Consider the following 15,401-nt stretch of genomic DNA (forward strand, 5'->3'; position numbering starts at 1 on the left):
ATCGACGACGCGAAGGAGGGACACCGTGCAGCAGCTCGAGGTTAGTGAGGAACTCGCCCGACGCGTGGTCGCCGCTCTCCGCCGGGCCTTCGATCTCGACCTCGACCCGGCTGCGGCACTCGTCACGGTGTCCACTCGCGACGGTGTCGACTACCAGTGCAACCTCGCGATGAGTCTCGGCAAACGGCTCGGCAAACCGCCGCGCGAGGTGGCCGCCGGGATCGTCGGGCATCTCGATCTCGACGACGTCGCCGACCCGCCGGAGATCGCCGGACCCGGATTCCTCAACTTCGTACTGCGCCGCGAATGGCTCGAGCAGCGCGTCACCGGACTGGCCGGGGACGACCGGCTCGGCGTCCCGGAAGCCGCACAGCCCCGGCGCATCGCGCTCGACTACAGCAGTCCCAATGTCGCCAAGGAAATGCACGTCGGGCATCTGCGGTCGTCCGTGATCGGCGACGCGATCACGCGGCTGCTGCGGTTCGCCGGCCACGAAGTGCTGCCGCACAACCATCTCGGCGACTGGGGCACGCCGTTCGGCATGCTCATCGAGCACCTCCTCGACGAGCCACCGGCAGGCCACAGCGGGATCGGCGACCTCAACGCGTTCTACCAAGCAGCGCGGCAGAAATTCGACGCCGACGAAGCCTTCGCGACCCGGTCCCGCGAGCGGGTGGTCAAACTCCAAAGCGGCGACGCCGGCACCCTCGCCACCTGGCAAGAGCTCGTCGATGAGTCGACCCGCCACTTCAACGCCGTCTACCGCCAGCTCGGCATCACTCTCACCGACGCCGATATCTACGGCGAGAGTTTCTACAACCCGTACCTCGCGAAGGTCGTCGACGAGCTCGAAGCCGACGGCCTCACCGAAATCAGCGACGGCGCGGTTTGCGTGTTCCCCGAAGGATTCCGCAACCGCGAAGGCGACCGGCTCCCGCTGATCGTCCGCAAGCGCGACGGTGGCTACGGCTACGCGGCCACCGACCTCGCCACCGCGCGCTACTGGACCACCGAACGCGGCGCGACCGATCTCCTGTACGTCGTCGGCACGCCGCAGGCGCAGCATTTCGCGATGGTGTTCGCCGTGTGCCGCGCGGCGGGCTGGCTCGACGGAGTGCACGCCGAGCACATCGGTTTCGGTTCGGTCCTCGGCGCCGACGGCAAGGTGATGCGCACGCGCGCCGGTGAGACGATCAAGCTCGCCGACCTGCTCGACGAGGCCGTGGCGCAAGCTGCGGAGGTCGTCGCCGAGCGCAGTGAGCTCAGCGCCGACGAGCAGCGGGAAGTCGCGCGGGCAGTCGGCATCGGCGCGGTCAAGTACGCCGACCTCTCCGGCGACCGCGAGCGCGACTACGTCTTCGACTGGGACCGCATGCTTGCCAAGGAGGGCAACACTTCCGTGTACCTCCAGTACGCGCACGCGCGGATCGAGTCGATCCTCACGAAAGCCAACGGCGAAGCAGGCAACGCACCAGTGCTGCTCACCGAACCAGCGGAACGCGCGCTCGCCCTCACCCTGCTGCGCTTCGGCGAAGCAGTACACGCGGCGACAAAGTCCTACGCGCCACACAAGCTGTGTACGTACCTCTACGACACCGCGGTGACGTTCTCGCGCTTCTACGAGCAGTGTCCGGTCCTCGCTGCGGAAACACCGGAGCTGCGCGCTTCGCGGGTACAGCTGGCCACGCTGACGTCCCGCACTCTGGTCAAGGGCTTGGAACTACTCGGGATCGAGGCCCCGCCCCACCTTTGATGTGGACGAGTGCCATCAGCGTGTCGGCCACCTCGTCCACAGCTTTCCCCCGCGCGGCGGGCGGTAGTTCGGCACACCACGTCGGCGCCTGGCTCATCGCGGCGTGCATGCACTGCAGCACGGTGTCGATGCCGGTGACGGTGAACTCGCCGCTCGCCACGCCCTCCTCGATGATCTCGCGGAAGAACGCGTCGTGGCGGCGGCGGAGGTCCTTGATGCGGTCGCGCTGCGCGCTCGGCCACTCGCGGGGTACCAGGAAAAGCCGCAGCGCCGCCGGGTAGTCGCGGACCGCGATCGTGATGTGCTCGTGGATGAGCGCCCGCAGCCGGACCTCCGGCGGGCCTTCGGTGCGGTCGAGCAGGCGCTGGAGGCGAGCCGTCCATTCGTCGCCGAGGGTCTCGATCGCGGCCGTGCCGAGTTCGTCCTTGCTGGAGAAGTAGTAGTACAGCGAGCCCTTGGTGACGTCGAGCCGTTCGGCGACGTGCTCCAGGCTCACCGCGTCGTACCCGCGCTCGCCGAACAGCTCGGCCGCCGTGGTGAGGATCTCCTGGATCCGCTTGCCGCGCTTGCGCTGCACGCGCTCCGACGGCGGCCGCGCCTCGTTCACCGCCTGCGTGCCCATCCCGCTCCTCTCGGTCCCGCCCGTAGCCTACCGTCTGACTTTACATTCAACTCTTGACCTCAGAGTCAAATTTTGTCACCGTGGTCAGACACCACGAAGGGAGCGGCCATGGAGTACGAGGACATCCGGTACGAGCTCGACGGTGCGGCGGCCATCATCACCATCGACCGGCCCGAGCGCTACAACGCCTTCCGCGGGCGGACCGTCGACGAGCTGATCAGGGCCTTCCGCACGGCGTGGGCGGACAAGCGCGTGCAGGCCGTGATCCTCACCGGCGCCGGGGACAAGGCGTTCTGCACCGGTGGCGACGTGAAGCAGCGCGCCGAAACCGGTGACTACGGCCCGACCGAGAGCGGCCTGTTCGAGATCGGCAACCTGCACAAGCTCATCCGCGACATCCCGAAACCGGTGATCGCCGCGGTCAACGGCGTCGCGGTCGGCGGCGGGCACGTGCTGCACGTGCTGTGTGACGTCACGATCGCCAGCGAGACCGCGCGATTCGGCCAGGCCGGTCCGCGGGTCGGGTCGTTCGACGCCGGGTTCGGCTCGGCGTACCTGGCGCGGGTTGTCGGCGAGAAGAAGGCACGCGAGATCTGGTTCTTCTGCCGCCAGTACGACGCGGCCGAGGCCGAGCGGATGGGGCTCGTCAACGCCGTCGTCCCGGCCGGCGACCTGCTCAAAACCGCGAAAGCCTGGGCCGAGGAGGTCGCCGAAAAGAGCCCGACGGCGCTGCGGTTCCTCAAGCAGTCCTTCAACGCCGACACCGACCACCAGGCCGGACTGTCCAACCTGGCGATGTCCGCGCTCGACCTGTTCACGGCGTCGCCGGAAGGTCGGGAAGGCGCGCAAGCGTTTTCCGAGAAGCGCACACCCGACTTCGTCTCGCGCGTGAACTGGCACTGACCATGGACTTCACCTTCACCGACGACGAGGACACCTACCGCCAGGAGCTCCGCCGGTTCACGGCGAAAGTCCTTGCCCCGCACTACCAATCCGACGACAAAGCCGCGAAGCTGCGCCCGCAACTGGTCGCCGACATGGCCGCGATGGGCCTGACCGGCCTGCGCATTCCGGAACACCACGGCGGTCAGGAAGCGAGCGCGGTGCTCGCGGGAATGGCCGCCGAGGAGGTCGCGCGTGGCGACTTCAACGCGTCGTACCTGATCATCGTCAGCGCGCTGGTCAGCGACATCCTCACCCGCAACGCGACCGGAGACCAACAGGCCAGGTGGTTGCCGCCGATCGCGTCCGGCGAGGTGGTACCCGCGTTCTGCATCACCGAACCCGGCCACGGCACCGACGCCGCGAAGCTGGAGATGAAGGCCGAACCGGACGGCGACGGCTGGCGGCTCACCGGCGAGAAGACGTCGATCACCCTCGGCATGTCCGCCGACGTCGCGCTCGTGCTCGCCCGCACCGGCGGCCCCGGCGCACGCGGGGTCAGCGCATTCTGGGTCGAGTTGGACGCCGCCCACGTGTCCCGCTCCCCTTTCGACGACCTGGGCAGCCGCGCGATCGGCCGCGCGTCGCTGCACTTCGACGGGCTGCCCGTACCGCGCGAAGCGCTGGTCGGCGGCGAGGGCCAAGGCTTCGTTTCAGTGATGCAGGGCTTCGACTACTCACGCGCGATCATCGGCCTCGCCTGCCTCGGCGCAGCGCAGGCGTCGCTCGACGAAGCACTCCAATGGGCCCGCGACCGCGAAGCGTTCGGCAGCCCGATCGGCACCTTCCAGGGCGTCGTGTTCCCGCTCGCCGAGCAGGCAACCTACCTGCGCGGCGCGCGGCACGTCTGTTACGAAGCGTTGTGGCGCAAGGACAACGACCTCGACCACAGCACCGAAGCGGCGATGGCGAAGTTCTGGGCACCGAAACTCGCCACCGAGACCATCCACCAGTGCCTCCTCACGTTCGGGCATCTCGGGTACTCCAGTGAAAGCCCGGTCGGGCAACGGCTGCGCGACGTGATCGGCCTCGAAATCGGCGACGGCACCGCGCAGGTGTCGAAGCTCGTCATCGCACGCAACCTGCTCGGCCGCGCATTTGCACCATGAAGGGAACCAGTATGGCCAAGCTCACCGACAAAATCGCGTTCGTGACCGGTGCCGGACGGGGAATCGGGCGCGGGATTGCGGAAAAACTGGCCGCCGAAGGCGCAACAGTCGTCGTCAGCGACCTCGACGAAGTGACCGCGAAGGAAACCGCAGCGGCGATCGGCGGCACCGCCGTGCACACCGACGTCACCTCGCCCGAGTCCGTGGCTGTCGCGGTCGAGCAGGTCCGCAGCCGCTTCGGCCGGATCGACGTGCTGGTCAACAACGCGGGATGGGACAAGGCCGGGCCGTTCGTGCAGTCCGATCGCGCCGACTGGGACCGGATCGTGCAGATCAACCTCTACGGCGTGCTCAACACCTGCCGCGAGGTGCTGCCGGTGATGGTCGAGCAGGGTTACGGCTCGGTGGTCAACATCGCGTCGGACGCCGGGCGCGTCGGCTCGTCCGGCGAAGCGGTGTACTCCGCAGCGAAGGGCGGCGTCATCGCGTTCACCAAGTCGATCGCCCGCGAACTGGCCCGCAGCAAGGTCAACGCCAACGCCGTCTGCCCAGGTCCGGCCGACACCGCGCTGTTCGCCTCCCTCGGCGGCGGCGACCCGAAGCTGCGCGAAGCACTCACGAAAGCCATCCCGTTCCGCCGGCTCGCCCAGCCCGGCGACATCGCGAACGTGGTCGCCTTCCTGGCCTCCGACGAGGCCGCCTACGTCACCGGCCAGACCGTCAGCGTCAGCGGCGGCCTCACCATGAGCTGACCCGGAGCCTGCCATGCCGTTCGCGACGATCCTCGACGACGAGACGATCGAAACCCACACCCGCGCCGGGTACTGGGTGAACCGCACCATCACCGACTACCTCGACGACGCGGCCGCGGCCACGCCGGACAAGACCGCGTTCGCCGATCCACAGCGCAGCATCAGCTACGCGCGGCTCAAGCAGGAGGTCGACCGCTGCGCAGCCGGGTTCTGGGACCTCGGCGTCCGGCCGGGCGACGTCGTGTCGTTCCAGCTGCCCAACCGGATCGAGTGGATCGTGGTGCACTACGCCGCGAGCCGGATCGGCGCGATCAGCAACCCGCTCATCCCGATCCACCGCGAACGCGAGGTCGGGTTCATGGTCGGGCTCGCGAGGTCCAAAGTCCTGGTGGTGCCACAGGAATTCCGCGGTTTCGACTACCCGGCCATGGTGTCGCGGCTCCGTCCCCAATGGCCCGACCTGGAACGCGTACTGGTGGTCGGGTCGTCGTGGGACGAGTTCGCCGCCACGCCGTGGGAGGAACGGCGCGAGCTGCCGTCGTGGCGGCCCGATCCCGACGACGTCACGCTGCTGATCTTCACGTCCGGCACCACCGGCGAGCCCAAGGGCGTGATGCACACGCACAACACCGCCATCGCGGCCAACAACCCGCTGCCGGCGCGGCTGGGCATCACGTCCGACAGCGTGCTGCACATGGCGTCGACGCTCGCACATCTCACCGGTTTCCTTTACGGCGCAAGGCTCGGTGTCCAGAACGGCGCGACCTGCGTTCTGCAAGACGTGTGGGACGCCGCGCGATTCGTCGAACTCGTCGAGGACCACGGCATCACCTACACCTCCGCGGCCACCCCGTTCCTGCACGACCTGCTGTCCGCACCGAATCTCGCCGACCACGACCTTTCGTCCCTGCAGCGGTTCTGCTGCATGGGCGCACCGATCCCGCGGGCACTCGTGCGGGAGGCGCGGCAGAAGCTGCCCGGTCTCGTCGTGCTCGGTGGCTGGGGCCAGAGCGAGAACGCGCTGGTCACGCTCGGCATCCCGGGCGACCCGGACGAGCGGCTGATCGACACCGACGGGTACCCGTGGCCGGGGATGCAGATCCGGGTCGTCGACGCCGACGGGACCGAACTGCCGTCCGGCACGGAGGGAAGGCTGCAGGTCGCGGGGCCGTTCCTGTTCGTCGGCTATGCCGAACGGCTCGGCCTGACCCGCGACAGCTTTCACGGCGAATGGTTCGACACCGGCGACCTCGCGACCATCGACGACGCCGGCTACCTCCGGATCGCGGGCCGCACCAAGGACGTGATCATCCGCGGCGGGGAGAACATCCCGGTCGCCTATGTGGAGAACGTCCTCTACGAGCACCCGGACATCGAGGCGGCCGCCGTGGTCGCCGTCCCCGATCCCCGGCTGCAGGAAAGTGCGTGCGCCTGCCTGGTGCTCAAGCCCGGCACCACGCTGGACCTGGAGAAACTGCGGGTGTTCCTCGCGGAGAAGGCGTGGCAAAACAGTACTGGCCGGAGCGGGTCGAGGTCCTGCCGGAGCTGCCGCGGACCGCCAGCGGCAAGATCCGGAAGTTCGAGCTTCGCGCGCTGGTGGGGACCGGTCCCCGATCTTCGGAGTAGCCTGCGCCGGGAGCGAAGGGAGATCCGGTGTCCGAAGATCCGGGCCACGTCCGCACCTCGAGGTGATCGCCGAGGCACTGGCCGGGCTGCGCGGCCCGATCGCGCGTGAACGGCGGCGGCTGCGGTGGGAGCGCTGGCGCAAGCGGCCGTACTACCGCTTCGAGCAGGAAGGCCGGAAACCGCAGCTCGTGCACCTGGCCGGGCTCAAGGTCACTCCACTGTGGACCACCACGGACACCGGGATCTCCGACGTCGACGTGCGCAGTCCGGTGGTGGCCCGCCGCCGGTTCACCCTCGGGCAGCTGTGGTTCGTGCGGCACGACTACGACGAGTTCCGTGTCCCGATCTCGCTGGTCGCCGACGCCGAGGAGCACGCCGTCCTGACCGCACCCGGCGGGCGGACGTTCCCGGCCGACCCGTCCGGCTGGCAGGAACTGGCCGACCTGCTCTACGACGAGTACGCCCTGCCACCGGGCGGGCGCTGGTCCGGCGGCGGCTAGCTGTAGTGATCATGGACGTTGTTGTCGGGTGAGCGGCGCGTCGGGTTGATCATGACGAAGACCTCCGTGTGGTGCTGGTGTCTGACGTGTCCGGACCGGACGCCCGGTCGCGCAGGTCAGCGCCGAGCTGGGTATCTCCAGCGCGACCGACGCACCAGCTCACACCACCGAGCCACAACACTCCCCACATTCCTGCACTACGACGCACTCGTCGGCCACCCACCCATCACCCGCGTCAACAACCTCACCGGGCACTACAGCTAGCGGCGCAGCGGGACCAGGTCGTCGGCGTGCACGACCTCGCGGCGATACTCCACCGGCACCTCGTGGCTCGACCGGCCGATCAGCGCAGGCAGCTCCCCCGCGTCGAAGCCGACCACGCCGCGCGCCACCGGGACGTCCGCGGCGTCCACGAGGTCGACGACGTCACCGGCCTGGAAATCGCCGTCCAGCCCGGTGATTCCGGCGGCCAGCAGCGACCGGCGGCGCAGGATCGCCCGCACCGCGCCGTCGTCGAGGTGAAGCTTGCCGGACGTGTCGGCGGCGTAGCCGAGCCAGAACCGGCGCGCGGACAGCCGGGCGTCGGCAGGCGCGAACGCGGTACCGACGGTTGCCTCGCCGAGTGCGTCTCCGGCGTCGACCGCAGCGGCCAGCAGCACCGGGATACCGGCTCCGGCCGCCGTGCGGGCCGCGGCGAGCTTCGAGACCATGCCGCCGGTGCCGAGCCCGGACGACGACATGCCGACCGCAATCCCGTCCACATCGGACTCGCCGAGCACCTCGGTGATCTTGCGGGTGGCCCCGTCGCGCGGGTCGCCGTCGTACAGACCGTCCACATCGGACAGCAGGATCAACGCGTCCGCACCGATCAGGTGCGCCACCAGCGCGGCAAGCCGATCGTTGTCGCCGAAGCGGATTTCCTGCGTGGCCACGGTGTCGTTCTCGTTGACCACGGGCACCGCGCCGAGCGCGAGCAGCCGGGAGAACGTGCGTTGCGCATTGCGGTAATGGGAACGGCGGACGACGTCGTCGGACGTGAGCAACACCTGCCCCACGGTGAGCGAGTAGCGGCTGAACGATTCGGCGTACGCGTGCGCCAGCGCGAGCTGCCCGACGCTCGCCGCGGCCTGTTTCGTGGCCAGGTCACGCGGGCGTTTGCCGAGTTTCAGCGGCGCGAGCCCGGCGCCGATCGCGCCCGACGACACGAGCACGATCTGCGCGTCCCGGGCGGCGCGGCCGGCGATGGCGTCGACCAACGCGTCGAGACGGGCCGTGTCGAGCCCGCTGCCCGCGGTGGTCAGCGCGGACGAGCCGACCTTGACGACCAGCCGCCGAGCGTCCGCGATTTCCTTCCGCGTGCCACTCACTGGTCCTCGTCCTCGCCGGTGCCGTCGCGGCGGATCCGGCGGGCTTCCTTGCGCTCGGCCGCGCCGACGCGGTCACTCCGCTCCAGCCGGACGTCGGTGCCCCGGCCGGACAGATGCGCGGCCACGCCGGGCGTGGTGGGCTCCCATTCGAATTGGATGTCGCCGATCGTGACCGGGCTGCCCGGCCTCGCGCCGTGCTTGGCCAGCGCGTCTTCGACACCGAGCCGGTTGAGCCGGTCCGCGAGGTAGCCGACGGCCTCGTCGTTGGCGAAATTCGTCTGCCGGATCCAGCGCTCCGGACGCGCGCCGCGGACGATGAACGCACCGTCCTCCTCCGGGTCCGGCGACACGGTGAACCCGCTGTCGTCGACCGCGAGCGGGTGCAGCACGATCTTTTCCGGCTCCAGCACCGGCTGCGCCTCGCGGTAGGTCTCGACGACCTCGGCGAGCGCGAAGCTGAGCTCCTTCAAGCCCTTGCGCGACGCGGTGGACACCTCGTACACGCGCAGTCCCCGGGCCTCCAGCTCGGGACGCACGAACTCGGCCAGCTCGGCGGCTTCCGGGACGTCGATCTTGTTCAGGACCACCACGCGCGGACGTTCCTCGAGCTTGCCCCCCAGCCCCGGGGTGTAGCGCGCGAGCTCGTCTTCGAGAGCGTCCACATCGGACAGCGGGTCGCGGCCCGGTTCGAGTGTCGCGCAGTCGACGACGTGCACCAGGACGGCGCAGCGTTCGATGTGACGCAGGAAGTCGAGGCCGAGACCGCGGCCTTCGGAGGCGCCGGGGATGAGGCCGGGTACGTCGGCCATCGTGTACACAGTGGACCCGGCGGTGATCACGCCGAGGTTCGGCACGAGCGTGGTGAACGGGTAGTCGGCGATCTTCGGTTTGGCCGCGGACAGCACCGAAATCAGCGACGATTTGCCAGCGGACGGGAAGCCGAGCAGCCCGACGTCGGCGACCGACCGCAGCTCCAGCACCAGGTTGCGGTTCTCCCCCGGCTCGCCGAGCAGCGCGAACCCGGGTGCCCTACGGGCTTTCGACGCGAGCGCCGCGTTGCCGAGCCCGCCGCGGCCGCCTTGCGCGGCGACGAAGCGCGTGCCCGGGTTGACCAGGTCGGCGACCAGTTCGCCGTCCTCGGTGAACACGACGGTGCCCGCCGGGACCTTCATCTCCAGCGCCTCACCGGCGGCACCGTTGCGGTTGCTGCCCATGCCCATTTTGCCGTTGCCGGCGCGGGCGTGCGGGCGGAAGTGGAAGTCGAGGAGGGTGTGCACGTTGGGGTCGACGACCAGCGTGACGTCCCCGCCGTTGCCGCCGTTGCCGCCGTCCGGGCCGCCGAGCGGCTTGAACTTCTCGCGGTGCACGGAGGCACAGCCGTTTCCCCCGTCGCCGGCGGTCAGGTGGATGACCGCGCGGTCCACGAACCGGGACGCCATGGCTTTGCCTCACAATTCACACGAAAAACGGTGCGGACCACGCTGGGTCTGCCAGCGGCCGCACCGTGGGGGTCCGGGGGCTCGGGCCCCCGGGTGAAATGTAACGAGCGACGTGGTCCGCGCATTCCGCGGACACACGTCGCCCGTAAGAACGCTCGTTACGCTTCCGACGGGACGATGTTGACCGTCTTGCGGCCGCGCTTGGTGCCGAACTGGACGGCACCGGTGGCGAGCGCGAACAGCGTGTCGTCACCACCGCGGCCGACGTTGACGCCGGGGTGGAACTTGGTGCCCCGCTGGCGGACCAGGATCTCGCCGGCGTTCACCTCCTGGCCGCCGAAGCGCTTGACCCCGAGCCGCTGGGCGTTGGAGTCACGACCGTTGCGGGAGCTGGACGCACCCTTCTTGTGAGCCATTGCTCAAGCCTCTTTCAGTCTTGCGAAGATCCGGGGAACTACTTCGAGATACCGGTGACCTCGACGCGGGTCAGCTTCTGCCGGTGACCCTGGCGCTTGTGGTAGCCGGTCTTGTTCTTGAACTTGTGGATCCGGATCTTCGGACCCTTGGTCTGCTCGACGACCTTGCCGGTGACCGAGACCTTCGCCAACGCGTCGGCGTCCGTGGTGACCTCGCCACCGTCCACGAACAGCACGGCGGGGAAGGTGTGCTCGGTGCCCGGCTCGCCCTCGAGCTTCTCGACCTCGACGACGTCGCCGACGGCCACCTTGTACTGCTTGCCGCCGGTCTTGACGATCGCGTACGCCGACACGGAAGTCTCCTGCATTACTCGACAATGGGTTAATGGGCTGGCGCGGCCGGCCCGCCCGGGGGCGGTCCAGGTGCTCGCGCAGCGGCTCCCTCTGGCGGAGAGCCGTACTACAGGTTACGGGAGGCCCCGGGTGTGGTTGCACCCGGGGTACCCGTGGTGGATCAGCTCTGGTCCGAAGCGTGCACCGGCGGGCCCGCCGGACGCGAAGCGGCACGGCGCGGACGGCGCCGGGTGCTCCGCGCGGCCGGAGCCGGCACGCTGACCTCGGGTTCCTCGGCCACCGGGGCAACGGCATCCGCGGGGGCGGATTCCGGCTCCGGAGAAGGGGTGGCCACGGGGGCCTGTTCCGGTGCGGCTGCGCGCTCCGGCTGGGACTCGCCGGACACCGGGCGTCCGGTGCCGGACGACGGCAGTTCGGCGGCCTGGGCAGTCGCGGACTTCGGCTGCTCGCCTCCTCGTCCCGCCTGCGCGGCGCCGGTGGGCGCCTGCTCGGCCGCCCCGGGTGACTCGGCCGTGCCGCGCTTCGGCTGCCCGGCCGCCTCGGACGCGACCTGGCCGGTTGCAGCCTGATCGCTTCCGGACTGGCCCGATCCCGACTGGCCGGTTGCAGCCTGACCGGATCCGGACTGGCCCGTCCCGGCCTGACCGGTTCCCGATTGACCGGTTGCGACCCGCTCAGATGCGCCCATCTCCGCCTTCGCCACGGAGGTGGTGCCCTGCTCGGACCGTCGCCCGGCCGGAGACCGCTCGGCCGCACCGGCGTCCGCCGAGGCCGCCGCTGCCTCGTGGGGCTCGTGCTCCCCGCGGGCCGAGGCGGCCTTCGACGCGTTCGCCATCGCCTGCACCGCCGACGCGACCGATTCGCGCTGCTCCGGGGTGGGCCCGGCCGGCTCGGTCTTGTGCTCCGGGTGCTGGTCTTCGCCCTTGCCGCGGCCGCGGGAACGCCGCGAGCTCTTGGTGTCGCCGCCGTGACTGTGGCCGTTGTTGCCGGTCCCGCCGGTGCCGCCATTGCCGTTGCCGCCGCCGGTGCGCTGCGGTTCCGTCGTGACGATCACGCCGCGGCCCTTGCAGTGCTCGCACGGCGTGGAGAACGCCTCGAGCAGCCCGGTGCCGATCTTCTTGCGCGTCATCTGCACCAGGCCCAGCGACGTGACCTCGGCGACCTGGTGCCGCGTACGGTCGCGGCCGAGGCATTCGGTGAGGCGGCGCAGGACCAGCTCGCGGTTGGACTCGAGCACCATGTCGATGAAGTCGATCACGATGATGCCGCCGATGTCCCGCAGCCGCAGCTGGCGGACGATCTCCTCCGCCGACTCCAGGTTGTTGCGGGTCACCGTCTCCTCGAGGTTGCCGCCCGATCCGGTGAACTTGCCGGTGTTGACGTCGATGACGGTCATCGCCTCGGTGCGGTCGATGACCAGGTACCCGCCCGAGGGCAGCCAGACCTTGCGGTCGAGCGCCTTCATGATCTGCTCGTCGATCCGGTGGTCGGCGAAACTGTCGCCGGTGCCGGTGTAGCGGCGGAGGCGGTCGGTGAGGTCGGGCGCGACGTGCTGGACGTAGCCGTGGATGGTGTCCCACGCCTTACCGCCCTGAACCTCCAGCTTCGCGAAGTCCTCGGTGAAGAGGTCGCGGACGACCTTCACCAGCAGGTCCGGCTCCTCGTACAGCATCGTCGGGGCGCCGCCCTTCTTGGCGGACCCGGCGGAGGCCTTCTCCTTGATGACGTCCCACTGCGCCTTGAGCCGCTGGACGTCGCGGTCGAGCTCCTCCTCGCTGATGCCTTCGGAGGCGGTGCGGATGATGACGCCCGCGTCCTCCGGGACGATCCGCTTGAGGATGTCCTTGAGCCGCCGACGCTCGTTCTCCGGCAGCTTGCGGGAGATGCCGGTGGCGCCGCCCGCGGGGACGTACACGAGGAAGCGGCCGGGCAGCGAGATCTGCGTGGTGAGCCGGGCGCCCTTGTGCCCGACCGGGTCCTTGGTGACCTGCACCAGCACGCTGTCGCCGGTGGACAGCGCCTGCTCGATCTTGCGCGCCTTGCCTTCCAGGCCGGCGGCGTCCCAGTCGACCTCACCGGCGTACAGCACCGCGTTGCGGCCGCGGCCGATGTCGATGAACGCGGCTTCCATGCTGGGCAGCACGTTCTGGACGCGGCCGAGGTAGACGTTCCCGACGATCGACCCGGTCCCCGACGACGTCACGAAGTGCTCGACGAGCACCCCGTCCTCGAGCACGCCGATCTGCGTGGAATCACCCTTCTCGGCTACGACCATGGTGCGCTCGACCGACTCGCGGCGGGCGAGGAACTCGGCCTCGGACAGGATCGGGGCACGGCGGCGCCCTGCCTCGCGCCCGTCACGGCGGCGCTGGCGCTTGGCCTCGAGCCGCGTGGAACCGCGGACGCTGCGCACCTCGTCGCGCGCCGGACGCTCCGCCTCGGTCTTGACCTGGCGAACGTGCGTGACGGTGTTGGGCGGGTCGTCACCGGTGGCTTCGGTGCTGTCGTCGTCCCCGCCCTTACGACGGCGGCGGCGACGGCGGCGCTTGCTGCCGCCTTCGGGTTCGGCGTCGTCGTCCTCGGTGTCCGCGACTTCGGCGGACGACTCCTCGGACTTGTCTTTGGTGTCTTTTGCTTCCTTGACAGGCAGATCTTCGGTGTCGTCGTCGGTGTCGGACTGGGCCTCGTCGCCGCCCTTGCCCCGGCCACGACCCCGCCGCCCCCGCCGCCGACGCCGACGGCCGCCTGCCTCGTCGTCCTCGTCGGAACGCTCGTCGCGAGCTTCGCCGGTGGTGTCCTCGGCGACTTCCTCGGCCTCGGCGTCGGCCTCGGCGGGCTTCTCCCCGACGCCGAACATCGGCTCGGGCCGAGTCCGCGCCCCCTGCGCAGGCTCAGGCGGCAGGAAGACGGGCGAGGGTGCCGCAAAGACGGGCACGTGCACCGGCCCACGAGCCGGAGTTGCCTGCTCGACGTCCTCCTGGCCAGCGGGGATAGCCGGAGCAACAGCACGACGCGCACGCCGGGTACGACCGCGGCCAGTCCCCTGCCCGGGTGACTCTTCCTGGTCACCTTGGTCGGGTGGGGTGGTTGCCTGGGCTGAGGTGGTTGCCTGACCTGCGGCAGTCTCGGCGGCAGTGGCCTGACTTGCGCCCGTTTCGTTCCTGGCCGCACCTGCAGCGGTTGCGCCGCGGGCAGCAGTTGCCCGGCGCGCGCCAGCTTCACCGGAACCCGCCTGACCACCCGAAACCGCGCCGACCTCCGCCGCGGGAGCTTCCCGGCCCACCGCACCGGCCTGCGCCGCGGTTTCTTGCTCGGCCGCGGCACGCTCGGCAGAGCCCTGGACAGCCGTTTCACCAGCTGCGGCCGCACGTGCAGCCGCAGAACGCTGACTACGTCCAGTCCGCGGGGACACCCCGCCTGCCTCACCGGCAGACGTTTCCTCCGCAGCGGCCTCGCCGCCCACCGCCCCGCGACCGGATGCCTGTCCAGCTGCGGCCCCCCGGCCAGCGACCGCCTCCCGGCCAACCGCGCTCTCCCGGCCAACCGCGCTCTCCCGGCCAGCCACGCTTCCGCGGCCGGCCAGCCGGTCCCGACCAGCCCCGGTCTCCGAGTCAGCCACGCTTCCCCGGTCAGCCTCGGCCACCTGGCCAGGCGAGATCTCCTGGCCAGCGGCCGTCTCCCGGTCAGCGGCAGCATGCGGAACCGCAGCGGGCTCGGCAACCCCAGCAGCCCCGGTAACCCCAGCAGTCCCGGCTGCACCAGGCTGTTCAGCCGCAGTTGCGTCCGAAGTCTCGGCAGCCTCTCCGGCAGCTTCGGCATCCAGGATGACCGCCACCCGGTGGGCGACTTCCTTGGTCACGCTCGACTGAGCACTTCGCGGGCTTTCGCCCAGCTCGGCGAGTTTGCCGAGCAGGTCGCGGCTGCTCAGGCCGAGCAGTTTGGCCAGCGCGTGCACCCGGATGCGCGGCGGGAGTTCTCCCAGGCGGCTGGTCGTGGGTGCGACGGTATTCCCGCCGGTCTGGTCGGCGGGTGTTTCCGCGTTCGACATGTGTCTCCTCCGCCCCCGGGCGCGTCAGCCGGTTCACACCGGTGCTGACGCGGCCGCACAGGGGCCCTTTCTGTTCGTGCCCGCCGTGGTCGTGACCAGCGGCGGGAATCCTGCCGGCAGCCGTGCGCTCCGCCGGTCGGCGGCCGCGCACGTCCTCGTCTGCTCGGTGGGGTGCCGGCCTGGCTCGCGACCCCCGGGCCACCCACCACGACATCGACCTTGACCCGGCCTCCCGGGGGCGACGCGCATGGTGCCGGTCCGGCACTCCTCCGGGCCGCTCACGACGCAGGCGGGATGCCCGTCGGCGCAGCGGCCACCACGAGTATCCCACACCGGTGTGCGCACCCGGTGTAGTCGGTGCCCCACGCCAGGCACCCGGGCGCGCCGCACCGCCCATACCGGGCGAGTTTCCCCACACCACTCGTCCGGGCAGCCGCGACCGGTTCAACGTCGCTCATCCCACAAGACGCCCA

General features: G+C 70.2%; 12 protein-coding genes and 1 pseudogene. 6 read left to right on the forward strand and 7 right to left on the reverse strand.

Annotated elements, in window-relative coordinates; translation table 11 throughout:
- The first annotated feature begins 25 nt into the window (after positions 1-25).
- Positions 26-1,753, forward strand: a complete 1,728-nt coding sequence (gene argS / locus OO71_RS15995) for an arginine--tRNA ligase (RefSeq protein WP_033290563.1) — start codon at positions 26-28, stop codon at positions 1,751-1,753.
- On the opposite strand, the gene OO71_RS16000 is transcribed toward argS, so the two are convergent.
- Positions 1,707-2,375: a TetR/AcrR family transcriptional regulator gene (locus tag OO71_RS16000; protein WP_033290564.1), complete on the reverse strand. Its 669-nt coding sequence runs from the start codon at positions 2,373-2,375 to the stop codon at positions 1,707-1,709. The genes argS and OO71_RS16000 overlap by 47 nt on opposite strands.
- A gap of 108 nt (positions 2,376-2,483) precedes the next feature.
- Between OO71_RS16000 and OO71_RS16005 the strand changes: the two genes are divergently transcribed.
- From OO71_RS16005 to OO71_RS16025, 5 genes are read left to right on the forward strand one after another with little or no spacing between them, the layout of a single operon-like run.
- Entirely contained in the window at positions 2,484-3,278 is a 795-nt protein-coding gene (locus OO71_RS16005; protein WP_033290565.1) for an enoyl-CoA hydratase-related protein, read from the forward strand.
- Between the two features lie 2 nt (positions 3,279-3,280).
- Entirely contained in the window at positions 3,281-4,426 is a 1,146-nt protein-coding gene (locus OO71_RS16010) for an acyl-CoA dehydrogenase family protein (protein ID WP_033290566.1), read from the forward strand.
- Between the two features lie 11 nt (positions 4,427-4,437).
- On the forward strand, positions 4,438-5,178 hold the full coding sequence (locus OO71_RS16015; RefSeq protein WP_033290567.1) for an SDR family NAD(P)-dependent oxidoreductase: 741 nt from the start codon (positions 4,438-4,440) through the stop codon (positions 5,176-5,178).
- Between the two features lie 13 nt (positions 5,179-5,191).
- Entirely contained in the window at positions 5,192-6,913 is a 1,722-nt protein-coding gene (locus OO71_RS46430) for an AMP-binding protein (protein ID WP_245633680.1), read from the forward strand.
- Positions 6,867-7,304 carry a hypothetical protein gene (locus tag OO71_RS16025; protein ID WP_033290568.1) on the forward strand — a complete coding sequence of 146 codons (438 nt, stop codon included), beginning with the start codon at positions 6,867-6,869 and terminating at the stop codon, positions 7,302-7,304. Before OO71_RS46430 ends, OO71_RS16025 begins: the two co-directional genes overlap by 47 nt.
- A 260-nt stretch (positions 7,305-7,564) precedes the next feature.
- On the opposite strand, the gene proB is transcribed toward OO71_RS16025, so the two are convergent.
- The 6 genes and pseudogenes from proB to OO71_RS48870 all read right to left on the reverse strand — a co-directional run.
- Positions 7,565-8,671 carry a glutamate 5-kinase gene (gene proB / locus OO71_RS16030; RefSeq protein WP_033290569.1) on the reverse strand — a complete coding sequence of 369 codons (1,107 nt, stop codon included), beginning with the start codon at positions 8,669-8,671 and terminating at the stop codon, positions 7,565-7,567.
- On the reverse strand, positions 8,668-10,110 hold the full coding sequence (obgE, locus tag OO71_RS16035; RefSeq protein ID WP_033290570.1) for a GTPase ObgE: 1,443 nt from the start codon (positions 10,108-10,110) through the stop codon (positions 8,668-8,670). Before obgE ends, proB begins: the two co-directional genes overlap by 4 nt.
- Before the next feature lie 158 nt (positions 10,111-10,268).
- The gene (rpmA, locus tag OO71_RS16040) at positions 10,269-10,526 is read right to left on the reverse strand and encodes a 50S ribosomal protein L27 (protein ID WP_033290571.1); all 258 of its coding nucleotides are present in this window, start codon (positions 10,524-10,526) and stop codon (positions 10,269-10,271) included.
- 38 nt (positions 10,527-10,564) lie between these two features.
- Positions 10,565-10,879 carry a 50S ribosomal protein L21 gene (rplU, locus tag OO71_RS16045; protein WP_009081084.1) on the reverse strand — a complete coding sequence of 105 codons (315 nt, stop codon included), beginning with the start codon at positions 10,877-10,879 and terminating at the stop codon, positions 10,565-10,567.
- Between the two features lie 161 nt (positions 10,880-11,040).
- The gene (locus OO71_RS46435) at positions 11,041-13,737 is read right to left on the reverse strand and encodes a ribonuclease E/G (RefSeq protein ID WP_245633694.1); all 2,697 of its coding nucleotides are present in this window, start codon (positions 13,735-13,737) and stop codon (positions 11,041-11,043) included.
- 984 nt (positions 13,738-14,721) lie between these two features.
- A pseudogene (locus OO71_RS48870) lies at positions 14,722-14,928 on the reverse strand (translation initiation factor IF-2 N-terminal domain-containing protein); the annotation flags it as partial.
- Between the last annotated feature and the right edge of the window lie 473 nt (positions 14,929-15,401).

The organism is Amycolatopsis jejuensis, assembly GCF_000717335.1.
In the GTDB taxonomy this organism is placed as follows: Bacteria; Actinomycetota; Actinomycetes; order Mycobacteriales; family Pseudonocardiaceae; genus Amycolatopsis; species Amycolatopsis jejuensis.